The sequence below is a fragment of the Streptomyces sp. NPDC090088 genome (assembly GCF_044747345.1).
Lineage (GTDB): Bacteria > Actinomycetota > Actinomycetes > Streptomycetales > Streptomycetaceae > Streptomyces.
Genome location: NZ_JBIVDZ010000001.1, coordinates 1,899,713 through 1,920,732, shown reverse-complemented (window position 1 = coordinate 1,920,732; position 21,020 = coordinate 1,899,713). Strand labels below are relative to the sequence as shown.

Here is a 21,020-nt window from a genome sequence, read left to right as displayed (position 1 = left end):
TGGCCCCCAAGGGTCGTGTCGGTGCTACTTGTTGACCGCGGTGTTGCCGAACGCCGGGTTCAGCAGGCCGATGATGTTGACGGACAGGCCGCTGGCGTTGACCGGGACGTTGACCGGGATCTGGGCGATCAGGCCGGAGGCGACACCCGGGGAGTTCGCGGCCACGGCGGCGGCGTCCGCGTCGGCGGCGGCGGAACCGGCGGAGGCGCCCGCCGCGATGCCGGCGACGGTCATGGCGACGGCGGCCTTCTTGGCGATGTTCATGGGATGGGTTCCTCCTGCGGGTGCGGGTGCGGGTGCGGGTCCGGCCCGGCCGTGGGCCGTGCGCTGACCAACGGCGCGGGGGCTTCGGCGGTACGGGACGCCGGACCGTGTGTGCCCGTTCGGATCATTGGGCGTAAGAGTCGCTGGGAGGACAAGCCGACCGGCCTTCCGGGGGCGCCCGGAAGGCCGGAGGTCGATGCCGCGGTGCGGTCTCAGCGGTTGACGCAGACGTTGCCGAACGCGGGGTTCAGCACGCCGATGACGTTCACGCTGTTGCCGCAGGCGTTGACCGGGATGTGCACCGGGACCTGGATGACGTTGCCGGAGACGACGCCCGGAGAGCCCTGGGCACCGCCGTCGGCGTGGGCGCCGCCCGTGTGGGCGGAGGCCATGCCCGCACCGGCGGCCAGGATCCCGCCGGCCACCATCGTCACGGCCGCTGCCTTCTTCAGGTTCTTCACTTCTTGAGCCCTCCTTGGCGATCGCCGCGGCGGTCGCCGCGGCACGCACTGAAGAACGGCGGTGGCCGGGAGAGGATGCGCCGTCCGGGTGACATTCCCACGACGGTATGAATCTCAGCCCGGAAGGCGACCCTCCATGTTGCCGTCGGTGAAGCGTTACGGAGGGCGTCTCAGCCGGTCACGCCATGGCGAACGGCCCACAGGGCGGCCTGGGTGCGGTCGGCGAGGTCGAGTTTCATCAGGATGTTCGAGACGTGCGTCTTGACGGTCTTCTCCGACAGCACCAGGGCGCGGGCGATCTCGCGGTTGGAGCGGCCGTCCGCTATCAGGCCGAGCACCTCGCGCTCCCGCTCGGTGAGCGAACCGCCCCGGCCCTGACCGGAGTTGGCCTCCTCCTGGGAGAGCAGGGCACCGGCCACCTCGGGCTGCAGCAGGACGTGCCCGGCGTGCACCGAGCGGATGGCGGTGGCGAGCGCGTCGGGATCGACGTCCTTGTAGACGTACCCGGCGGCGCCCGCGCGCAGCGCCGGGACCACCGTGCGCTGTTCGGTGAAGCTGGTGACGATCAGCACGCGCGCGGGGTTGTCGAGTTCGCGGAGCCTGCGCAGCGCCTCCACGCCGTCCATGCCGGGCATCTTGACGTCCATGAGGACGACGTCGGGGCTCAGTTCTTGAGCGCGCTCGACTCCTTCGGCGCCGTCGGCGGCCTCGCCGACGACCTCGATGTCGTCCTGGACCTCCAGGAAGGTGCGCAGGCCCCGGCGGACGACCTGGTGGTCGTCGACCAGCAGCACCCTGATCGCATCAGCCACCGGGGACCTCCATCTCGATCGTGGTGCCCTTGCCGGGCGCCGATTCCACGGTGAGCGTGCCGCCGACGCCGCCGGCCCGGTCCCGCATGGAGACCAGGCCGAGGTGGCGTCCGGCGCGCCGGGTGAGGTGCGGGTCGAAGCCGCAGCCGTCGTCCGTGACCCGCAGGACGGCGCCGCCGCCGCGCCGGTTCACCGTCACGTCGACGTGCTCGGCGGCGGAGTGCCGCAGGGCGTTGTGCAGCGCTTCCTGGGCGACCCGGAGCAGGGCCTCCTCCTGGGCGGCGGGCAGGGCGCGGAAGCCGCTGGCGGCGAAGGTCACGCGGGCGGTGTGGGCGCGGTCGAGGACCTGGACCTGGGTGCGCAGGGTGGCGATCAGGCCGTCCTCGTCGAGGGCGGTCGGGCGCAGCTCCACGACGGCGGCGCGCAGTTCGTCGGCGGCCTCGGCGGCGAGCACGGCCACCTGCTGCAACTCGCCCTTGGCGCGGGAGGGATCGCGGTCGACCAGGGCGGCGGCGGCCTGGGCGGTGAGGCGCAGCGAGAACAGCTTCTGGCTGACCGCGTCGTGCAGTTCGTGGGCGAGCCGGGAGCGTTCCTCGGAGATGGTCAGTTCGCGGCTGCGCTCGTAGAGGCGGGCGTTGGTGAGGGCGATGGCGGCGTGCTGGGCGAGGATGGAGAGGAGTTCCTCGTCCTCGGCGGTGAAGCCGCAACCGCCCTCGGGCTTCTCGCAGTTCTTGTTCGCGAGGAACAGCGCGCCGATGACCTCGTCGCCGTCGCGGATCGGCAGGCCCAGGAAGTCGGACATGTCGGGGTGGGCGGACGGCCAGCCCTCGAAGCGGGGGTCGGTGCGCACGTCGGCCAGCCGCTCGACCTTCGCCTCGCGGAGCATCGCGGCGAGGATGCCGTGCTGGCGCGGGAGCGGGCCGATGGCCTTCCACTGGGCGTCGCTGACGCCGTCGACGACGAACTGGGCGAAGCCGCCGTGGTCGTCGGGGACCCCGAGCGCGGCGTACTGCGCGTCGAGCAGTTCACGGGCCGAGGCGACGATCGTCTTGAGGACGTCGCGCACCTCCAAATGCCTGCTCATGGCCAGCAGCGCGGTGCTCACCGCGGCGAGGCCGGACCGGGGACCTTGACTCATGTCCTCACGGTACCGGCGGGGTGTGACACCGGGGATCGGGCCGAGGGCGGCAGGGCCTGCACCGGTGGCCCTAGACCCGGGGACCTAGGGCGCGCGGCCCGGACCGGCGGCGTAGTCCGAAGGGCCCCGCCCGGTTGCGGCCCGCGTCCGAGGCGGCCGGGGCGGTCCCGTTCCTACGTTGGGGTCACCGCCGACACGGGCGGACGGAGCCGAGGGGACGGTTGTCATGCCGGTAGCGATCATCACGGGGGCCTCCAAGGGGCTGGGGCGGGCGCTGGCCGGGGCGCTGGCCGAGCGGGGCTGGGACCTGGTGCTGGACGCCAGAGGTGCCGGAGCCCTGAAGGAGACGGCGGAGGCGGTCGCGCGGCCCGGAACGCGGGTGGCGGCGCTGCCGGGGGACGTCACGGACGCCGGGCACCGGGCCGCTCTGGTGGCCGCCGCGCGGGGGCTGGGCGGGGTCGATCTGGTGGTGAGCAATGCCAGCGCGCTGGGGGCCGAGCCGCTGGTCCGGCTCGGGGAGCTGCCTCTGGAGGGGCTGCGCCGGGCGCTGGAGGTGAACGTGGTGGCCGCGCTGGGCCTGGTGCAGGAGGCGTTGCCGCTGCTGCGGGAGTCGGCGGCGGGCGCGGTGATCGCGGTCAGCTCGGACGCGGGCGCCGAGGCGTACGAGACCTGGGGCGGCTACGGCGCCTCGAAGGCGGCCCTGGACCAGCTGGCGGCCGTGCTGGGCGTGGAGGAGCCGGGGCTGCGGGTGTGGGCGGTGGATCCCGGGGACATGGCGACCGGCCTGTACGCGGCGGCCGTACCGGACGACGACGATCCGCGGCCGGCGCCGGACAGTGTCGTACCGGCGTTCCTGCGGTTGCTCGACGAGCGGCCGGTGAGCGGGCGGTACGGGGCGCCGGCTCTGGTGGAGGGGCGATGACGACCGTGGTGCGGGTGCCGGAGGAGCTGTCCGCGCGGGTGCCGGCCGAGCAGCGCGGGCCGGGTCTGGAGCGGGATGCCGTACGGCTGCTGGTGTCGCGCGGGACGGCGGTGTCGCATCACGCCTTCGCCGAGCTGCCGTGCCTGCTGCGGGCCGGGGACCTGCTGGTGGTGAACACCTCGCCGACGCTGGCGGCCGCGGTGGACGGGCGGGTCGGGCACGCGCGCGTGGTGGTGCACTTCTCCACGCGCGGGGACGACGGGCGGTGGGCGGTCGAGCTGCGGGAGCCGGACGGACACGGGACCACACGCGCGCGTGCGGGTACACGCGCGGGGAGTGCGGTGCGGCTGCCCGGGGGCGGGCGGCTGGTCCTGGAGGAGCCGCTGAGCGCGTCGGGCGAGCGGCTGTGGTGGGCGCGGGCCGGGGCGGACACGGACGTGCCGGGGCTGCTGCGGGAGCACGGGCGGCCCATTCGCTACTCCTATACGGAGCGGGACCAGCCGTTGTCCGTGTACCAGACGGTGTTCGCGCTGCCCTCGGCCGACGGGACGGGGAGCGCGGAGATGCCGAGTGCGGCGCGGCCCTTCACCGCGCGGCTGGTGGCGGAGCTGGTGAGCCGGGGCGTGCAGTTCGCGCCGATCACGCTGCACACCGGGGTGTCGTCGGCGGAGGTGCACGAGCCGCCGTACGCGGAGCGGTTCGTGGTCCCGGAGGCGTCGGCGCGGCTCATCAACAACGTGAAGGCGAATCAAGGAGGGCGCGAAGCGCTTCCTCGGAAGGGTGGTGGCGGGCGACGGGCGGGCGGCCGAGTCGTGGCGGTGGGGACGACGGCCGTGCGGGCGGTGGAGTCGGCCGCGGGGGCGGACGGGGTGGTGCGGGCGGCCTCGGGGTGGACGGAGCTGGTGGTGACGCCCGAGCGCGGGGTGCGGGTGGTGGACGGGCTGCTGACCGGTCTGCACGAGCCGGAGGCCTCGCATCTGCTGATGCTGGAGGCGGTCGCGGGGCGGGCCGCGGTCGACCGTGGTTACGAGGAGGCGCTGCGCGGGCTCTACCTGTGGCACGAGTTCGGGGACGTACACCTCATCCTCCCGGAGGAGAAGCCTCACGCAGAGCATTGCTCCAGCAACTAGCGGTGAGATTCATATGAGGCCGATGTGAGGACGCACATAGGGCGCACATCACGTACGAACGGACATAGGAGATAAAGGCCCCCCGCACGAACGGGACAGACGCTCCAGTCTGTCCCGTTTTGCCCCTCCAGGCTCTCCTATGGAGGATCGTACGTCACACCTTTGCCAGGGCATTTTGCTGCCGCTAAGAATGGCTGCCGTCGCTCTGCACCGCGGGTTCCCCCCGCGGTGTTCGTGCAGGAAGAGCCGGTCTCCCCCACGGACAACGAGCGACCTCCGCGCTATTCGAAGAGGTCCTGCCATGCCGAAGAACACCCACAGTCCCGCGCTGACCAAGCACCACAAGATCGCGCTCGCCGGTGTAGCCACCCTCGGCGCCGCAGCCCTCGCCCTCTCGGCCGTGCCGAGCAGCGCCGAGACGCTCGTGTCCGGGTCCCCCCAGGCCGCGGCCAACGTGGCCTACACCACCCAGCAGATCAAGGACGTCAAGGGCACGGTCACCGACCAGCTCGCGCTCCAGAACGTCAAGATCGAGGCCATCGCCGCCAAGAAGAAGGCGAAGACGGCCCACGAGCTGCACGTGGCGCACCTGAAGAAGGTCCACGCCGCGCACGTGGCACACGTGAAGAAGGCGCACGCCGCCCACGTGGCCAAGGTGAAGAAGGCCCACGCGGCCCACGTCAAGCACGTCGCCGCGCAGAAGGCCCACGCCGCCCACGTCCAGCACGTCGCCGCCAAGAACCGCGCCGCCCAGCAGGCCGCGAGCCGGTCCGCCGCGCGCCCGCAGATCCAGCAGGTCGCCGCGAAGACCTACGCCAACAACCTCGACGGCTGGATCCGCCAGGCCCTCGACATCATGAACGCCAAGGGCATCCCGGGCTCCTACAGCGGCCTGCACCGCAACATCATCCGGGAGTCCTCCGGCAACCCCAACGCCATCAACAACTGGGACATCAACGCCATCAACGGCATCCCCTCCAAGGGCCTGCTGCAGGTGATCCCGCCGACCTTCGCCACGTACCACGTCTCCGGCACGTCCTGGAACATCTACGACCCGGTCGCCAACATCACCGCCGCCGCCAACTACGCGGCCCACCGGTACGGCTCGATCGACAACGTCAACAGCGCGTACTGAGGCAGGCGCGGACCTCTGCACGCACACGCCGAAGGGCGGCACCCCACTGCGGGGCGCCGCCCTTCGGCGTACCTACGGGAACCGCTACTTGCGCATGACCTCGGGCTCGTGGCGGCGCAGGAAGCGGGCCACCAGGAAGCCGCAGATCACACCGATGGCGATCAGCGCGGCCATGTCCATGGTCCAGGCGCCGGCCGTGTGGTTCCACAGCGGGTCGGTGTTGGTCGGGTCGTCGGTGTTGGGCGCGATGTTGTTGAAGTCCAGCGTGGCGCCGTCGGCGCCGACCGCCCAGCGGGACGGCATCAGGAACGAGACCTGGTTCACGCCGACCGCGCCGTTCAGGTTGAACAGGCAGCCGGTGAACACGACCTGGATGATCGCGAACATCACCAGCAGCGGCATGGTCTTCTCGGACGTCTTCACCAGCGAGGAGATGACCAGGCCGAACATCATCGAGGTGAAACCGAGCCCCATGATCGGGATGCACAGCTCGAAGAGGGTGGAGTGGCCGAGGACCACGCCCTCGCCGGGGATCGTGCGGCTGGAGAAGCCGATCAGGCCGACCATCAGGCCCTGCAGCACGGTGATCACGCCGAGCACGACCACCTTGGACATCAGATACGCCGACCGGGACAGGCCGACGGCGCGCTCCCGCTCGTAGATGACCCGTTCCTTGATCAGCTCACGCACGGAGTTCGCGGCGCCCGCGAAACAGGCACCGACCGCGAGGATCAGCAGGACCGTGGTGGCCGTGCCGTTCGGGACCGGCACCCCGGTCTTCGAGTTGATCGGGTTCACCAGCAGGGTCTTGTCGCTGTCGATCAGCAGGCTGACCGCGCCGAGCACCGCCGGCAGGATCACCGTCAGCGCCAGGAAGCCCTTGTCCGAGGCGATGACCGACACGTACCGCCGGACCAGGGTCAGCAGCTGCGAACCCCAGCTCTGCGGCTTCTTCGGCTTCATCACCTGCATCGGCGGCATCTGTACGGACTGCGGAGCGATCGCGTCGATGTCCGCGGCGTACATCTGGTAGTGCTGCGAGCCCTTCCAGCGTCCCGCCCAGTCGTAGTCGCGGTAGTTCTCGAAGGCGGAGAAGACGTCGGCCCAGGTGTCGTAGCCGAAGAAGTTCAGCGCCTCCTCGGGCGGGCCGAAGTAGGCGACCGAGCCGCCCGGGGCCATCACCAGGAGCTTGTCGCACAGCGCCAGCTCGGCCACCGAGTGGGTGACGACGAGGACCGTGCGGCCGTCGTCGGCGAGCCCGCGCAGCAGCTGCATGACATCGCGGTCCATGCCCGGGTCGAGGCCCGAGGTGGGCTCGTCCAGGAAGATCAGCGACGGCTTGGTGAGCAGCTCCAGGGCCACCGAGACGCGCTTGCGCTGGCCGCCGGAGAGGGAGGTGACCTTCTTCTCCTTGTGGATGTCCAGCTTCAGCTCGCGCAGCACCTCGTCTATCCGGGCCTCGCGCTCCTCGCCCGTGGTGTCGGCGGGGAAGCGGAGCTTGGCCGCGTACTTGAGGGCCTTCTTGACGGTCAGCTCCTTGTGCAGGATGTCGTCCTGCGGGACCAGACCGATGCGCTGGCGCAGCTCGGCGAACTGCTTGTACAGGTTGCGGTTGTCGTACAGCACCTCGCCCTCGTTGGCGGGCCGGTAGCCGGTGAGCGCCTTGAGCAGCGTCGACTTGCCGGATCCCGACGGGCCGATGACCGCGATCAGGGACTTCTCCGGGACGCCGAAGGAGACGTCCTTGAGGATCTGCTTGCCGCCGTCGACCGTGACGGTCAGCCGGCGTGCGGAGAAGGAGACCTCACCGGTGTCGACGAACTCTTCCAGGCGGTCGCCGACGATCCGGAAGGTGGAGTGGCCGACGCCGACGATGTCGTTCGCGTCGAGGACCGCCGTGCCGCCCTTGGAGATCGGCATACCGTTGACGTACGTGCCGTTGTGCGAGCCCAGGTCGCGGATCTCCATGCGGCCGTCGGGCGTGGAGTGGAACTCGGCGTGGTGGCGCGAGACCTGGAGGTCGGACACCACCAGCTCGTTGTCCAGGGCACGGCCGATCCGCATCACGCGGCCGATGGAGAACTGGTGGAACGTGGTCGGGCTGCGGTCGCCGTAGACCGGCGGCGCCCCCGCGCCACCACCGGAGGCCACGGCCGGCGCGCCCTGCTGCTGCGGGATCGCCGGCGAGGCCTGCTGCCAGCCCTGTTGCGGAGCCTGCTGCGCGGCCGACGGCTGCGGCGCCGGCGGCTGGGACCAGCCCGCGCCGCCCGCGCCCTGCGCGGCGAACGGCTGCTGCCGGGGCTGCGGTTGGGCGACGGCGGTCGCGGCGCCGGACAGGCCGAGGCGCGGTCCGTCGTTGGCGTTGCCGAGGTGCACGGCCGAGCCCGGGCCGATCTCCGACCGCTGGACCCGCTGGCTCTGCACGAAGGTGCCGTTGGTACTGCCGTGGTCCTCGATGACCCAACTGCGGCCGTCGAAGCTGATCGTGGCGTGTCGCCAGGAGACCCTGGCGTCGTCGAACACGATGTCCCCCTGCGGATCACGTCCGAGGGTGTATGACCTGGACATGTCGAGCGTCCAGGTGCGTCCGTTTGATTCCAGTACGAGTTCCGGCACTCCAAGCCCCATGAGTAGTCCCCCGAGTTACCCCCATCACAGGGAGTCTAGGGATGTCGAACATCGTCGGGAACTATTTCAGGCTCGGCCCTCTGACCGAAAGTCGGGCCTTGTGGAGGGCTCGTGCGAGCGCTTCAACTCTTTCCGTTGACGGGGTTGAAACCGGGCCGGAGAGTGGTAATCCACGCGAGGGGGACATGCGCGACGGAGCGGCCCCGGGCGTTCGCGGATCGGGGGGTCTGCCATGGGTTCTGGCACGTCTGGCACTTCCGGCACGGGAGTCGAGAGCACAAGGCATGGCGCGCGGCTGCCGTGGGGCGACATCCTGCTGTCCGGGATCGCCGCCGTGAGCTGGGCGTTGATCGGCATGGCGGGTACGGCGGCGCTGGGTCTGCACCTGTTGCAGGCGGACGCGGCGGGCTCACTGGGCCCGATGACCGCGGCGGTTGTGGCGCTCGGGGCGGGTGGTTCGGTCACTCCGAACGGGGATCTGTCCGCTTTCGGCCTGAGTGGAGCGGAGGCCACGACCGCCATCGAGATCACGCCATTGGGAGTGAGCCTGGTCGGTGCGCTCCTTTTGTCATGGTTCTTCTTACGATCCCTGCGCGCGGCCGGAGTCGTGATCGCACCGGCCGAACTGCTCGCCCGGGCGGGCGCGGTGGTCGTGCTGTTCGTGGCGACGCTGGGCGGGCTGGCGTGGGCGGGGCACTCCGTCGTGACGATCGACGGCGGTGCGCTCGGCCTTGACAAGCTGCCGGGGGGCGGCGGTGGCGGCGGAGGGCTGAAGATCCCCGGCATCGGTGACGTCGGCGGGCTGCTGCCGGACCGCCTCGGCGACCTGGTGCACGCGAACGCGGCGGTCGGCTTCCGGGTGGACACGGCGCAGACCCTGCTCGGCGGACTCGGCTGGTGCACCGGCATCCTGCTGATCGCCCTGCTGGCCTCGCGCCGCACTCCGCTGCCGCGCGGCTGGGAGGCCGTGCACCGGGTGGTGCGGCCGGCGGCCTCGGCGCTGGTGACGGTCCTGCTGGTGGCCGTGGCGGCCGGCTGGGCGGCGGCGGCCTACGCGGCGATCGGCGACCCGCACCCGGCCCGGATCATGGGCGCGGCGCTGCTCGGCGCCCCGAACGGCGTCTGGCTCGGCATCCCGATCGGCCTCCTCGTCCCGTTCGACGGCCGGGCCACGGGCGTCCTGACCGCCTTCCTGCCCCACCCCCTCGACGACCTCCTGAACTCCGGGTCCGACCAGTCGGTGACCCTCGGCCACCTGGCCGACCTGGACGGACGGGTGTGGCTGCTGGGGGTCGCGGCGGCCCTGATGATGCTGCTGGCCGGGGTGTTCATGGCGGTGCGGACGCCGGTGGGCCCACCGGGCGGAGCGCAGGCCACCGGCAGCGGGCGCACGGCCCGTCCCGGCGCCCTCGGTTTCGCCGGACGGTGTGCCGTACGACTGGGGATCGCCACCGCGCTCACCCTGCCGCTGCTGGCCTGGCTGACGAACGTCTCCGTGGACGCCTCCCTGTCAGTGCTGGGCTTCGACGCGTTCGGCGCCGGGATCCGACTCCACGGGCACCTGGGCATGGCCCTGCTCCTCGGGGCCGCCTGGGGTGCGGCGGCCGGAGCGACGGGCGCCCTGCTGGCCTGGGCCACCGGCGCGGCCGGCTCCCACGCGGCACCACTGGCACGGGGTGACATGGCAGCCGGCGGAACGGACACCACCGGGAACCCCGCGTCGGCCTACCCGAGCGCCCCCACCGGGCCACCGGACCGGACCGGCGACGGCACGACCGGCCCCTACGCCCCGGGAACTCCGTACCGTCCCCCCAACCCGAACACCAATCCCTACCTCCGCGTACCGGACGAGCTGCGGGAAACGGACGGCGGCCCCGACGCCCGGCCCGGGAGAGGACAGAGCCGGGGCCGACAGACACCCGGGCCCTACGAGGGGCAGGCCGCCCAGCCGTACGAGGAGCGCGCCGCCGAACGTCCGTACGGCGAACGGACACCCAGGCGGTACGGGCAACAGCCGCCCGGACCGTACGACAGGCAGCCACCCGGGCCGTACGGCGAACAGAGCCCCGGCCCCTACGACAGGCAGCCACCCCGGCCCTACGACGGACAGGCCACCGAGCCCTACGACGGGCGGCCGCCCCGGCCGCACCAAGGGCAGACGCCAGGGCCGTACGGCGGGCAGGCCGCCGAGCCCTACGGCGGGCAGGAGCCGTGGGCCGGTGGGGTGCCGGAGGCGGGGGGAGCGCCGTCGGAGCGGTGGGCTCCCCCGGGGCATCGGTATCCGCCGGGCGCACCGCCCCCTGCGGACGCCCCGCGCGCAGACAGCGGACGGCCCTCGGAGGAGGGGCGGCCCGGCAGCGGCGGCGGCCCCTCCTCGGACGTACCGCCCGGCTCGGGCGATGTGTACGGCGCTCCCACCATGGCCCGGCCGGTCGACCCGCCGCCCCGGTCCCCGCGGCGGCGGCCGGGGGTGCGTCCCGGTGACGGTGACGGATCCCCGGACGGTCCGGGCGCCGGGCCTCCACCACCGCCTCCGCCGCCTCCCCCGCCGCCCGCTCCGCCGCCGCCCAGGCGGCCCCGCCGGTGAGGCCGGCCGGCGGGCACGGGCGCCGTGTCCGCACTGTGCGTGGCGCGGTGCTGAACCGTGCGTGAAGGCCGGGCCCGATGCGGCGTGCGCCGGGCCGCCGACATCGCACGCACGTTCGCTCGTAGTGCGGAAGCAAGGCGTCCGACACCGATCCGACACTTATTGTTCCGTGTCCGTCAGGCGGACCACCTGCGCCGCAGGCACTGGGTGCCGGTTACGGTGGTTACACCATGAGCGATCCGCAGACCTCCGAGGTCCCCACTCTCCTCGTCAAGATTTTCGGCAAGGACAGGCCGGGCATCACGGCCGGCCTCTTCGACACCCTTGCCGCGTACATGGTCGACGTGGTCGACATCGAGCAGGTCGTCACGCGTGGCCGCCTGGTGCTGTGCGCGCTCGTGACCCAGCCCCCGGCGGGCCTGGAGGGCGACCTCAGGGCGACCGTGCACAGCTGGGCCGAGTCGATGAAGATGCAGGCGGAGATCATCTCGGGCCGCGGTGACAACCGGCCGCGTGGTCTGGGCCGCTCCCTGGTCACCGTCCTCGGCCACCCCCTGACCGCCGAGTCGACGGCCGCCATCGCCTCCCGGATCGCCAAGGCCGGCGGCAACATCGACCGTATCTTCCGGCTCGCCAAGTACCCGGTGACGGCCGTCGAGTTCGCGGTCTCCGGTGTGGCGACCGAACCGCTGCGCACCGCGCTGGCCTCCGACGCGGCCGAACTCGGCGTGGACGTGGCGGTCGTCGCGGCGGGCCTGCACCGGCGGGCCCAGCGGCTGGTCGTCATGGACGTGGACTCCACGCTCATCCAGGACGAGGTGATCGAGCTCTTCGCCGCGCACGCCGGCTGCGAGGACCAGGTCGCCGAGGTGACGGCGGCCGCGATGCGCGGCGAGCTGGACTTCGAGCAGTCGCTGCACGCGCGCGTGGCGCTGCTGAAGGGGCTGGACGAGTCGGTCGTGCGGAAGGTGCGCGCCGAGGTGCGGCTGACGCCGGGGGCCCGGACCCTGATCCGCACGCTGAAGCGGCTCGGCTACCAAGTCGGCGTCGTCTCGGGCGGTTTCACCCAGGTCACCGACGATCTGAAGGAGCGGCTGGGGCTGGACTTCGCCCAGGCCAACACGCTGGAGATCGTCGACGGGAAGCTGACCGGCCGGGTGACCGGCGAGATCGTGGACCGGGCGGGCAAGGCGCGGCTGCTGCGCCGGTTCGCCGCCGAGGCGGGCGTGCCGCTGGCCCAGACGGTGGCCGTCGGTGACGGCGCCAACGACCTGGACATGCTGAACGCGGCCGGTCTCGGTGTCGCCTTCAACGCCAAGCCGGTGGTCCGCGAGGCCGCGCACACCGCGGTGAACTTCCCCTTCCTGGACACGGTCCTGTATCTGCTGGGCGTCACCCGCGAAGAGGTCGAGGCGGCGGACACCCACGACGAGAGCTGAGCCGTCCGGCCGCTGTCCGCGAACGAGGGCCCGGCACCGATCTCCACGGTGCCGGGCCCTCGTCGTGTCACGTCAGTGGTGGTGCGGTGGTCGCACGTCTCATTCGGAGGGTGCCCAGTAGTCCGCGAGCGTGGCCACACCGGGCTCCAGGCCCTTCCAGGTGCCCTCGAAGGTCACGACGGCGAAGGCGGCGGCCGGAAAGCCCCGGCGGTTCATCCGCTCGCGGACGTCGCCGTCGGCGGATCCGGCCAGGATCTCGGTCACTCCGTGCACGCCGGGGTTGTGACCGATCAGGATCACGTCCTTGGCGTCGTCGGGCACCTCGTTGAGCACGGCGATCAGCTCGCCGGGCGAGGCCTCGTACACCCGCTCCTCGTAGACGGTTTTCGGCCGGTGCGCCAGCTCGTGGACGGCGAGCTTCCAGGTCTCCCGGGTGCGCACGGACGTGGAGCACAGGGCAAGGTCGAAGGTGATGCCGCTGTCCGCCAGCCTGCGTCCGGCGACGGCTGCGTCCATTCGGCCCCGGTCAGCGAGCGGTCGCTCGTGGTCGGTCACCTGTGGCCAGTCGGCTTTCGCATGGCGGAAGAAGACAATCCTGCGGGGTTCTGCGACGCTCATGGCACCCAGCTTCGCATGAAACAGGCCATCGGGCGCAGGGAGTTGACATGCGGATTCGCCCTGCCGGGAGGTGCGGGCGCTAGCGGGTGACGATCTGCTGTACGCGCTCGAAGAGGTGGGTGACGGCCGGGTCGCCGGTGGCCGCGTGGGCGTCCGCCGGGTTCAGTATGAGCAGCAGCAGGGTCACGAAGGCGAGCGCGGGGAGGGCCAGTGCCCACCAGGGAAGCCGGATGTCGACGCTGCCCGGGGTCGCCGGGTGGGGCCGGGTGTGCGTTCGGGCCGACATGATCGCCTCCGCTGGTCTCCGCGTTCCGGTGACCACCCCTCGTGGCCACATCTCGAAACTACGGAATCCGCGGTCGCCAACCCATCCGGTGACCCACCCACTTGACCCTGACCCTCACCCCCTAGGGGATGGGGGGGCTAGCACCACCATGGGCCGCCGGGCAGCCGGGGCGCCAGGCCGCCGGGGCGGTGGCCACGGCGGCAGCGGTCAGGGTGACGCGAGGGTCGCGATGACGGCGATGACGATGAAGATGGCGAAGAACGAGCCGAAGACGATCAGCATCTTCTTCTGACCGTTCTGGGGGTTCGGGTCGAGCACTGGCATGCGCCCAGTCTGGCACCTCCCGGAGCGGACGGGCCGGGCGGGGTGCTCGCGGCGTGTCAGCCGGCCGCGGCCTCGTCCTCCACCGTACGGTCGCGGCCCGCCAGGACACCGACCGCCATCTGCGGGATCATCAGGCCGATCATGAGGGCGATCGGCAGCCCCCAGCCGCCGCCGCTCTGGTAGAGCACGCCCACCAGCAGCGGGCCCGGGATGGAGATGAGGTAGCCGGCGCTCTGCGCGAACGCGGAGAGCTGGACGACACCCGCGCCGGTCCTGGCCCGCATCCCGACCATGGTGAGGGCCAGTGGGAAGGCGCAGTTGGAGATGCCCAGCAGCACGGCCCAGGCCCAGGCGCCGCCGGCCGGGGCGGCCCACAGGCCGGCGTATCCGGCGAGGCCGCAGACGCCGAGCGCGATCACGATCGGGCCCTGGTGCGGCAGCCGGGTGGCCACGCGCGGGATGACGAAGGCCAGCGGCACGCCCATCACCATGGTGACGGCCAGCAGCAGCCCGGCCGTGCCCGCGGGCACCCCGGCGTCCCGGAAGATCTGTGCCATCCAGCCCATCGTGATGTAGGCGGCGGTGGCCTGGAGCCCGAAGAAGACGGCGAGCGCCCAGGCGGTACGGCTGCGGGTGATCCGCAGGGCGGGCGGCTGCCGGTCCGCACGCGCGCGTGCCTCGGCCGCGGGCGCCGGGGCGACCCCCGGGCCCCGGTCCCGGACCAGCGGCAGCCACGGCAGTACCGCGAAGGCCGCGAGGCCGCCCCACACGGCGAGCCCGGACTGCCAGCCGCCGCCCAGCGCGTCCGTCAGGGGCACGGTCACCGCGGCGGCGACCGAGGTGCCCGCGGCGAGGGCCATCGAGTACAGGCCGGTCATGGAGCCGACCCGGTCGGGGAACCAGCGCTTGACGATGACCGGCATCAGCACGTTGCTGACCGCGATCCCCATGAGCGCGAGCACACTGCCCGCCAGGAATCCGGCCGTGTTTCCGGCGTACGGCCGTATCAGCAGGCCGGCCGTGATGGCCACCATGCCGGCGCAGACCACCGCCGCCGGGCCGAAGCGGCGGGCGAGGCGCGGGGCCATCACACCGAAGACGGCGAAGCAGAACGGGGGCACCGAGGTGAGCAGCCCGGCCACGCTGCCGCTCATGCCCAGCCCGTCGCGGACCTCCTCCAGGAGGGCGCCGAGGCTGGTGATGGCGGGACGGAGGTTGACCGCGGCCAGCAGGATGCCGACGACGACCAGCCGCGTCGTCCACGCGCGCGTGGAGTTCGCGGGGGTCCGGTCGGGTGCCGTCGGGGGTGCCGCCATGGATGCCGTCGTCGTTTCCTCGCTCGCCATAAGACCATCATAGAATCATAGGATGATTGGTTGTCCAGCCTCGGGCCTGCCCAGCAGCCCCCGCCGCTCCCGCCCGGCCGTCTCGTGCGAAGGTGTGTCATGCCTCTGAGCCACCCGCGCCGCTCGGCGCTCTCCGAGCAGGTCATCGCCGCGCTGCGGAACCAGATCGCCTCGGGCGAGTGGCCGGTCGGCTCGCGCATCCCCACCGAGCCGGAGCTGGTCGAGCAGCTCGGGGTGGCCCGCAACACCGTGCGGGAGGCCGTCCGCGCGCTGGCGCACAACGGCCTGCTGGACATCCGCCAGGGCTCGGGGACGTATGTCGCGGCCACCAGTGAGCTGGCCGGCGTGATGCACCGCCGGTTCGCCGACGCCGACCCCCGGCACATCGCCGAGCTGCGCTCCACCCTGGAGTCCTCGGCGGCCCGGCTGGCCGCGGCCCGGCGCACCGACAAGGACCTCAGGCAGCTGGACACCATGCTGACGCGCCGCGAGCAGGCCTGGGGGTCGGGCGAGGCGGAGGCCTTCGTGACCGCGGACGCGGCCTTCCATCTGGCGGTGGTGGCCGCCTCGCACAACGACGTGCTGACGGCGATGTACGCCGACCTGGGCGAGGTGCTGCGGGACTGGCTGCGCGCGGACGTCGGCGCCGAGCTGACGCCGGAGACGTACATGGACCACGCGCGGCTGGTCGACGCGATCCGCGCGGGCGACGCGGACGCGGCCGCCAAGGAGGCGGCGAGCTATCCGTTCCTGTGCCGTCCGGACCGGTTCAGTCCGCCTTCTGGTGGCTGATCCACACCGCGCGGACGTCCTTCCAGCAGCGGCCGGTGAGCCGTACCGTCATCGCGGGTCCGGTGTCCACCGGGGAGCCGTCGGTGTCGATGTCCCACCACTGGGCGCACTCGATGTGCAGCCGTACCCGATCGGTGTCGACGTAGGGGTTGTGGCAGTAGGCCACCACATGGGACCCGCGGACGGTGGTCCGGCACTCGGCGCCGAACAGCTGCGGCGCCGGACCGTGCCCGCTTCCCACGCGCGCGTGGGAAGCGGCGTCGTACGGCAGGGACAGCACGAGGGCGACGGCCAGGGTCAGCGGAGCCAGGCTGCGGGACAGGCGCACAAGGGGACCTCCTCGGCCGGGCTGGGGAGGGACATCGCGCGGGGGACGCGTCTCCAGGGTGCGCCGCCGGAAGGGTGACGGCCCGGCCGGTGGGCCGAACGGGTGAGGCCCGCACCCTCGCGGGGTACGGGCCTCGAAAACCGCGTGCGGATCAGGCGCCGATGGCGTGCAGACCGCCGTCCACGTGGATGATCTCGCCGGTGGTCTTCGGGAACCAGTCGCTCAGCAGGGCGACGATGCCCTTGCCGGCCGGCTCCGGGTCCTTCAGGTCCCACTCCAGTGGGGAGCGGTGGTCCCAGACCGAGGCGAGCTCGGTGAAGCCCGGGATGGACTTGGCGGCCATGGAGCCGAGGGGGCCCGCGGAGATCAGGTTGCAGCGGACGTTCTGCTTGCCCAGGTCGCGGGCGAGGTAGCGGCTGGTGGCCTCCAGGGCGGCCTTCGCCGGGCCCATCCAGTCGTACTGCGGCCAGGCGTACTGGGCGTCGAAGGTGAGGCCGACGACCGAGCCGCCGTTCTGCATCAGCGGCAGGCAGGCCGTGGTCAGCGACTTCAGGGAGTACGCCGAGACGTGCATGGCCGTGGCGACCGACTCGAAGGGCGTGTTGAGGAAGTTGCCGCCGAGCGCGTCCTGGGGGGCGAAGCCGATGGAGTGCACGACGCCGTCGAGGCCGCCGAGCTCCTCGCCGACGAGGTCGGCCAGCCGGCCGAGGTGCTCGTCGTTGGTGACGTCGAGCTCGATCACCTTGGTGGGCTTGGGAAGCTTCTTGGCGATGCGCTCGGTCAGCGTGGGCCGCGGGAACGCGGTGAGGATGATCTCGGCGCCCTGCTCCTGGGCCAGCTTGGCCGCGTGGAAGGCGATGGAGGACTCCGTCAGTACACCCGTGATCAGGATGCGCTTGCCCTCGAGAATTCCACTCATGGTGATCAGTGACCCATTCCCAGTCCGCCGTCAACAGGGATGACGGCTCCAGTGATGTACGAGGCGTCGTCCGAGGCGAGGAACCGCACCGTCGCGGCGACCTCCTCGGGCTGCGCGTACCGGCCGAGCGGCACCTGCGACACGATGGTGGCGCGCTGCTCGTCGGTGAGCACCTTCGTCATGTCGGTGTCGACGAAGCCGGGCGCGACGACGTTGAAGGTGATGTTGCGCGAACCGAGCTCACGGGCGAGGGAGCGCGCGAAGCCGACCAGGGCGGCCTTGGAGGCGGCGTAGTTGGCCTGGCCGGGGCCGCCGTAGAGGCCGACGACCGAGGAGATCAGGACGACGCGGCCCTTCTTGGCCCGCAGCATGCCGCGGTTGGCGCGCTTGACCACGCGGAAGGTGCCGGTGAGGTTGGTGTCGACGACCGAGGTGAAGTCCTCCTCGGACATGCGCATCAGGAGCGTGTCCTTGGTGATGCCGGCGTTGGCGATCAGGACCTCGACCGGGCCGTGCGCGTCCTCGATCTCCTTGTAGGCCTGCTCCACCTGCTCGGAGTCGGTGATGTCGCACTTGACGGCGAGGCAGCCCAACTCCTTGAGGGCCGCCGGCGGCTCACCGGAGCGGTACGTGATGGCCACCTTGTCGCCGGCTTCGGCGAAAGCACGGGCGATGGCGAGGCCGATGCCCCGGTTGCCTCCGGTGACAAGAACCGAGCGGCTCAACGGATCACCCTTTCGTTCGGTCTGACAACCCGCCCGAGCAGCTGGCATGACAGGCGGCTTCATCGAAAACCTATCGGTCCGGCCATCGCCGCGGGCAAGCGGGCACCGACAGTGGCTCGGGGGCGTCGCTGTCGGGTCCCTACAGAAAGGCCCGACGCCGGAGCCAAACCTGTGGTCCCCGCGCCCGCGCGCGCGACATGATCGGACCGACAGGCCACGACAACAGGGAGACCTCCGTGCCTCATTCCATCGACGAAGCCTTCACGGCGCTTCCGCTACGAGCCCTGGCCGACGCCGCGCTGGCACGCGCGCGTGCGCTGGGGGCCGAGCACGCGGACTTCCGGTTCGAGCGGGTGCGCAGTGCGTCCTGGCGGCTCAGGGACGCGAGGCCCGCCGGGTCGTCGGACACCACCGACCTCGGGTACGCGGTCCGGGTCGTGCACGGCGGTACCTGGGGCTTCGCGTCGGGGGTGGACCTGGCCCTGGACGCGGCCGCCAAGGTCGCCTCGCAGGCCGTGGCCATGGCGAAGCTCTCGGCCCAGGTGATCAAGGCCGCCGGGTCGGACGAGCGGGTGGAGCTGGCCGCCGAGCCGGTGCACGCGGAGAAGACGTGGGTCTCGTCGTACGAGATCGATCCGTTCTCCGTGCCGGACGAGGAGAAGGCCGGGCTGCTCGCGGAGTGGAGCAGGCGGCTGCTGGCGGCGAACGGGGTCGACCACGTCGACGCCTCGCTGCTCACCGTGCACGAGAACAAGTTCTACGCCGATACGGCGGGGACCGTGACCACGCAGCAGCGGGTGCGGCTGCACCCGGAGCTGACCGCCGTGTCGGTGGACGGGTCGAGCGGCGAGTTCGACTCGATGCGGACCATCGCGCCGCCGGCCGGCCGCGGCTGGGAGTACCTGACCGGCACCGGCTGGGACTGGGACACGGAGCTGGAGCAGATCCCCGAGCTGCTCGCCGAGAAGATGCGGGCGCCCAGCGTCAAGGCGGGGCTCTACGACCTGGTCGTCGACCCGTCCAACCTGTGGCTGACCATCCACGAGTCCATCGGCCACGCCACCGAGCTGGACCGCGCGCTCGGCTACGAGGCCGCCTACGCCGGCACCTCCTTCGCCACCTTCGACCAGCTCGGCAAGCTCAGGTACGGCTCCGAGCTGATGAACGTCACCGGTGACCGCACCGCCGAGCACGGCCTGGCGACCATCGGCTACGACGACGAGGGCGTCGCGGGCCAGTCCTGGGACCTGGTGAAGGACGGCACGCTCGTCGGCTACCAGCTGGACCGCCGGATCGCGCGGCTGACCGGCTTCGAGCGGTCCAACGGGTGCGCGTACGCCGACTCCCCCGGGCACGTGCCCGTGCAGCGCATGGCCAACGTGTCGCTGCAGCCGGATCCGGGCGGTCTGTCCACGGAGGACCTGATCGGCGGGGTCGACCGGGGGATCTACGTGGTCGGGGACCGGTCCTGGTCCATCGACATGCAGCGCTACAACTTCCAGTTCACCGGCCAGCGGTTCTTCAGGATCGAGAACGGGCGGCTCGCCGGGCAGCTGCGCGATGTCGCCTACCAGGCGACGACCACCGACTTCTGGGGCTCCATGGCGGCTGTCGGCGGCCCGCAGACGTATGTCCTGGGCGGCGCCTTCAACTGCGGCAAGGCCCAGCCGGGCCAGGTCGCCGCCGTGTCCCACGGCTGCCCCTCGGCCCTCTTCAAGGGCGTCAACATCCTCAACACCACGCAGGAGGCCGGTCGATGAGCGCCCGTAGCAACAAGCCGCACGAGATCGTCGAGCGCGCTCTGGAACTCTCCCGGGCCGACGGCTGCGTGGTCATCGCCGACGAGCACTCCACCGCCAACCTGCGCTGGGCCGGCAACGCGCTCACCACGAACGGTGTCACGCGCGGGCGTTCGCTCACCGTCGTCGCGACCGTCGACGGCAAGGAGGGCACCGCCTCGGGTGTGGTGTCCCGGGCGGCCGTCACCGCCGAGGACCTGGAGCCGCTGGTGCGGGCCGCCGAGGCCGCCGCACGCGGCGCCGGTCCCGCCGAGGACGCGCAGCCGCTGGTCACCGGCGTACCGGAGTCGCCCGACTTCGCGGACGCGCCGGCCGAGACCTCCTCCGCCGTGTTCGCCGACTTCGCCCCGGCGCTCGGCGAGGCCTTCGCACGCGCGCGTGCGGGCGGCCGGGAGCTGTACGGCTTCGCCAACCACGAGCTGGTCTCCACCTACGTGGGCACCTCGACCGGGCTGCGGCTGCGGCACGACCAGCCCACCGGCACGCTGGAGCTGAACGCCAAGTCGCCGGACCGCACCCGGTCGGCCTGGGCCGGGCGGTCCACCCGGGACTTCAAGGACGTCGACCCGGGGGCGCTCGACGCCGAGCTCGCCGTACGGCTCGGCTGGGCGGAGCGGCGGATCGAGCTGCCGGCCGGCCGGTACGAGACGCTGCTGCCGCCGACCGCCGTGGCCGACCTAGTGATCTACCAGCTGTGGTCGGCGTCCGGGCGGGACGCGACCGAGGGGCGGACGGTGTTCTCCAAGCCGGGCGGCGGCACCCGTGTCGGCGAGAAGCTGACCGACCTGCCGCTGACCCTGCGCACCGACCCGAACGAGCCGGGCCTGGAGTCCGCGCCGTTCGTCGTGGCGCACTCCTCCGGCGGTGACCAGTCCGTCTTCGACAACGGGCTGCCGGTCGCCGCCACCGAGTGGGTCTCGGGCGGCGAGCTGAAGCACCTGACGACCACCCGGCACAGCGCCGGCCTCACCGGGCTGCCGGTCGCTCCGGCGGGCGGCAACCTGATCCTGGACGGCGGCCAGGACCGCTCCCTGGAGGAGATGGTCGCCGCCACCGAGCGCGGGTTGCTGCTGACCTGTCTCTGGTACATCCGCGAGGTCGACCCGGCGACGCTGCTGCTCACGGGCCTGACCCGGGACGGCGTGTACCTGGTGGAGAACGGGCAGGTCACGGGGCAGGTGAACAACTTCCGGTTCAACGAGTCGCCGGTGGACCTGCTGGGGCGGGCGACCGAGGCGGGGTGCACGGAAAAGACGCTGCCGAGGGAGTGGAGCGACTGGTTCACTAGGGCTGCGATGCCCGCGCTGCGGGTGCCCGACTTCAATATGAGCTCTGTCAGTCAGGGCGTATAACCTCGTAGCCGGTGG

At 72.0% G+C, this 21,020-nt stretch carries 20 protein-coding genes; 8 read left to right on the top strand and 12 right to left on the bottom strand.

Annotation, left to right across the window (positions count from 1 at the left end):
- Window positions 1–24: 24 nt before the first annotated feature.
- The 4 genes from ACIPSJ_RS08565 to ACIPSJ_RS08550 form a co-directional block, all read right to left on the bottom strand.
- The gene (locus ACIPSJ_RS08565; RefSeq protein ID WP_359220470.1) at window positions 25–264 is read right to left on the bottom strand and encodes a chaplin; all 240 of its coding nucleotides are present in this window, start codon (window positions 262–264) and stop codon (window positions 25–27) included.
- Between the two features lie 212 nt (window positions 265–476).
- Window positions 477–725, bottom strand: a complete 249-nt coding sequence (locus tag ACIPSJ_RS08560; RefSeq protein WP_359220472.1) for a chaplin — start codon at window positions 723–725, stop codon at window positions 477–479.
- A gap of 170 nt (window positions 726–895) precedes the next feature.
- Window positions 896–1,537, bottom strand: coding sequence for a response regulator transcription factor (locus ACIPSJ_RS08555; RefSeq protein ID WP_359220474.1), 642 nt, complete (start codon window positions 1,535–1,537; stop codon window positions 896–898).
- The gene (locus tag ACIPSJ_RS08550) at window positions 1,530–2,675 is read right to left on the bottom strand and encodes a GAF domain-containing sensor histidine kinase (protein ID WP_359220476.1); all 1,146 of its coding nucleotides are present in this window, start codon (window positions 2,673–2,675) and stop codon (window positions 1,530–1,532) included. The genes ACIPSJ_RS08555 and ACIPSJ_RS08550 overlap by 8 nt, the downstream gene beginning before the upstream one ends.
- 226 nt (window positions 2,676–2,901) lie before the next feature.
- Here ACIPSJ_RS08550 and ACIPSJ_RS08545 point away from each other — a divergent pair, with 226 nt between their 5' ends.
- The 3 genes from ACIPSJ_RS08545 (at window position 2,902) to ACIPSJ_RS08535 (ending at window position 5,862) form a co-directional block, all read left to right on the top strand.
- Window positions 2,902–3,597 carry an SDR family NAD(P)-dependent oxidoreductase gene (locus ACIPSJ_RS08545; RefSeq protein ID WP_401344498.1) on the top strand — a complete coding sequence of 232 codons (696 nt, stop codon included), beginning with the start codon at window positions 2,902–2,904 and terminating at the stop codon, window positions 3,595–3,597.
- Window positions 3,594–4,727, top strand: coding sequence for an S-adenosylmethionine:tRNA ribosyltransferase-isomerase (locus ACIPSJ_RS08540; RefSeq protein ID WP_401344496.1), 1,134 nt, complete (start codon window positions 3,594–3,596; stop codon window positions 4,725–4,727). Before ACIPSJ_RS08545 ends, ACIPSJ_RS08540 begins: the two co-directional genes overlap by 4 nt.
- Before the next feature lie 301 nt (window positions 4,728–5,028).
- Complete coding sequence (locus tag ACIPSJ_RS08535; protein WP_359220484.1) at window positions 5,029–5,862, top strand: transglycosylase SLT domain-containing protein; 834 nt, start codon at window positions 5,029–5,031, stop codon at window positions 5,860–5,862.
- Window positions 5,863–5,946: 84 nt separating this feature from the next.
- Here ACIPSJ_RS08535 and ACIPSJ_RS08530 read toward each other — a convergent pair whose 3' ends face one another.
- Complete coding sequence (locus tag ACIPSJ_RS08530) at window positions 5,947–8,490, bottom strand: FHA domain-containing protein (protein WP_401344493.1); 2,544 nt, start codon at window positions 8,488–8,490, stop codon at window positions 5,947–5,949.
- Window positions 8,491–8,722: 232 nt separating this feature from the next.
- On the opposite strand from ACIPSJ_RS08530, the gene ACIPSJ_RS08525 reads away from it, so the two are divergent.
- Both ACIPSJ_RS08525 and serB read left to right on the top strand, forming a co-directional pair.
- Entirely contained in the window at window positions 8,723–11,077 is a 2,355-nt protein-coding gene (locus ACIPSJ_RS08525; protein ID WP_401344491.1) for a streptophobe family protein, read from the top strand.
- Between the two features lie 230 nt (window positions 11,078–11,307).
- Entirely contained in the window at window positions 11,308–12,516 is a 1,209-nt protein-coding gene (gene serB, locus ACIPSJ_RS08520; protein WP_401344489.1) for a phosphoserine phosphatase SerB, read from the top strand.
- 99 nt (window positions 12,517–12,615) lie between these two features.
- Here the strand turns inward: serB and ACIPSJ_RS08515 are convergent, their stop codons facing one another.
- The 4 genes from ACIPSJ_RS08515 to ACIPSJ_RS08500 all read right to left on the bottom strand — a co-directional run bounded on the left by ACIPSJ_RS08515 (window position 12,616) and on the right by ACIPSJ_RS08500 (window position 15,060).
- Window positions 12,616–13,134 (bottom strand): histidine phosphatase family protein, encoded by a 519-nt coding sequence (locus tag ACIPSJ_RS08515; protein ID WP_355716126.1) that lies wholly within the window; start codon window positions 13,132–13,134, stop codon window positions 12,616–12,618.
- Between the two features lie 79 nt (window positions 13,135–13,213).
- Window positions 13,214–13,420 (bottom strand): hypothetical protein, encoded by a 207-nt coding sequence (locus ACIPSJ_RS08510; protein WP_365680969.1) that lies wholly within the window; start codon window positions 13,418–13,420, stop codon window positions 13,214–13,216.
- 207 nt (window positions 13,421–13,627) lie between these two features.
- The gene (locus ACIPSJ_RS08505) at window positions 13,628–13,744 is read right to left on the bottom strand and encodes an SGM_5486 family transporter-associated protein (protein WP_089107830.1); all 117 of its coding nucleotides are present in this window, start codon (window positions 13,742–13,744) and stop codon (window positions 13,628–13,630) included.
- A 56-nt stretch (window positions 13,745–13,800) separates the two neighbouring features.
- Window positions 13,801–15,060: a CynX/NimT family MFS transporter gene (locus tag ACIPSJ_RS08500; protein ID WP_401344618.1), complete on the bottom strand. Its 1,260-nt coding sequence runs from the start codon at window positions 15,058–15,060 to the stop codon at window positions 13,801–13,803.
- A 129-nt stretch (window positions 15,061–15,189) separates the two neighbouring features.
- Between ACIPSJ_RS08500 and ACIPSJ_RS08495 the strand changes: the two genes are divergently transcribed.
- The gene (locus ACIPSJ_RS08495; protein WP_401344485.1) at window positions 15,190–15,882 is read left to right on the top strand and encodes a FadR/GntR family transcriptional regulator; all 693 of its coding nucleotides are present in this window, start codon (window positions 15,190–15,192) and stop codon (window positions 15,880–15,882) included.
- On the opposite strand, the gene ACIPSJ_RS08490 is transcribed toward ACIPSJ_RS08495, so the two are convergent.
- The 3 genes from ACIPSJ_RS08490 to fabG form a co-directional block, all read right to left on the bottom strand.
- The gene (locus tag ACIPSJ_RS08490) at window positions 15,860–16,210 is read right to left on the bottom strand and encodes a hypothetical protein (RefSeq protein ID WP_359220501.1); all 351 of its coding nucleotides are present in this window, start codon (window positions 16,208–16,210) and stop codon (window positions 15,860–15,862) included. The genes ACIPSJ_RS08495 and ACIPSJ_RS08490 overlap by 23 nt on opposite strands.
- Before the next feature lie 151 nt (window positions 16,211–16,361).
- Window positions 16,362–17,129, bottom strand: a complete 768-nt coding sequence (fabI, locus tag ACIPSJ_RS08485) for an enoyl-ACP reductase FabI (protein WP_401344483.1) — start codon at window positions 17,127–17,129, stop codon at window positions 16,362–16,364.
- Between the two features lie 5 nt (window positions 17,130–17,134).
- On the bottom strand, window positions 17,135–17,854 hold the full coding sequence (fabG, locus tag ACIPSJ_RS08480; RefSeq protein ID WP_355716113.1) for a 3-oxoacyl-[acyl-carrier-protein] reductase: 720 nt from the start codon (window positions 17,852–17,854) through the stop codon (window positions 17,135–17,137).
- 236 nt (window positions 17,855–18,090) lie between these two features.
- Between fabG and ACIPSJ_RS08475 the strand changes: the two genes are divergently transcribed.
- Both ACIPSJ_RS08475 and ACIPSJ_RS08470 read left to right on the top strand, forming a co-directional pair.
- Window positions 18,091–19,614 (top strand): TldD/PmbA family protein, encoded by a 1,524-nt coding sequence (locus ACIPSJ_RS08475; protein WP_401344481.1) that lies wholly within the window; start codon window positions 18,091–18,093, stop codon window positions 19,612–19,614.
- Window positions 19,611–21,005 (top strand): metallopeptidase TldD-related protein, encoded by a 1,395-nt coding sequence (locus tag ACIPSJ_RS08470; protein WP_401344479.1) that lies wholly within the window; start codon window positions 19,611–19,613, stop codon window positions 21,003–21,005. Before ACIPSJ_RS08475 ends, ACIPSJ_RS08470 begins: the two co-directional genes overlap by 4 nt.
- Window positions 21,006–21,020 lie beyond the last annotated feature (15 nt).

Coding starts and splice junctions, on each gene's coding strand:
- ACIPSJ_RS08565 (WP_359220470.1), bottom strand. CDS start 264: ATGAACATCGCCAAGAAGGCCGCCGTCGCCATGACCGTCGCCGGCATC.
- ACIPSJ_RS08550 (WP_359220476.1), bottom strand. CDS start 2,675: ATGAGTCAAGGTCCCCGGTCCGGCCTCGCCGCGGTGAGCACCGCGCTG.
- ACIPSJ_RS08545 (WP_401344498.1), top strand. CDS start 2,902: ATGCCGGTAGCGATCATCACGGGGGCCTCCAAGGGGCTGGGGCGGGCG.
- ACIPSJ_RS08540 (WP_401344496.1), top strand. CDS start 3,594: ATGACGACCGTGGTGCGGGTGCCGGAGGAGCTGTCCGCGCGGGTGCCG.
- ACIPSJ_RS08535 (WP_359220484.1), top strand. CDS start 5,029: ATGCCGAAGAACACCCACAGTCCCGCGCTGACCAAGCACCACAAGATC.
- ACIPSJ_RS08530 (WP_401344493.1), bottom strand. CDS start 8,490: ATGGGGCTTGGAGTGCCGGAACTCGTACTGGAATCAAACGGACGCACC.
- ACIPSJ_RS08525 (WP_401344491.1), top strand. CDS start 8,723: ATGGGTTCTGGCACGTCTGGCACTTCCGGCACGGGAGTCGAGAGCACA.
- serB (WP_401344489.1), top strand. CDS start 11,308: ATGAGCGATCCGCAGACCTCCGAGGTCCCCACTCTCCTCGTCAAGATT.
- ACIPSJ_RS08515 (WP_355716126.1), bottom strand. CDS start 13,134: ATGAGCGTCGCAGAACCCCGCAGGATTGTCTTCTTCCGCCATGCGAAA.
- ACIPSJ_RS08510 (WP_365680969.1), bottom strand. CDS start 13,420: ATGTCGGCCCGAACGCACACCCGGCCCCACCCGGCGACCCCGGGCAGC.
- ACIPSJ_RS08505 (WP_089107830.1), bottom strand. CDS start 13,744: ATGCCAGTGCTCGACCCGAACCCCCAGAACGGTCAGAAGAAGATGCTG.
- ACIPSJ_RS08500 (WP_401344618.1), bottom strand. CDS start 15,060: ATGGCGGCACCCCCGACGGCACCCGACCGGACCCCCGCGAACTCCACG.
- ACIPSJ_RS08495 (WP_401344485.1), top strand. CDS start 15,190: ATGCCTCTGAGCCACCCGCGCCGCTCGGCGCTCTCCGAGCAGGTCATC.
- fabI (WP_401344483.1), bottom strand. CDS start 17,129: ATGAGTGGAATTCTCGAGGGCAAGCGCATCCTGATCACGGGTGTACTG.
- ACIPSJ_RS08470 (WP_401344479.1), top strand. CDS start 19,611: ATGAGCGCCCGTAGCAACAAGCCGCACGAGATCGTCGAGCGCGCTCTG.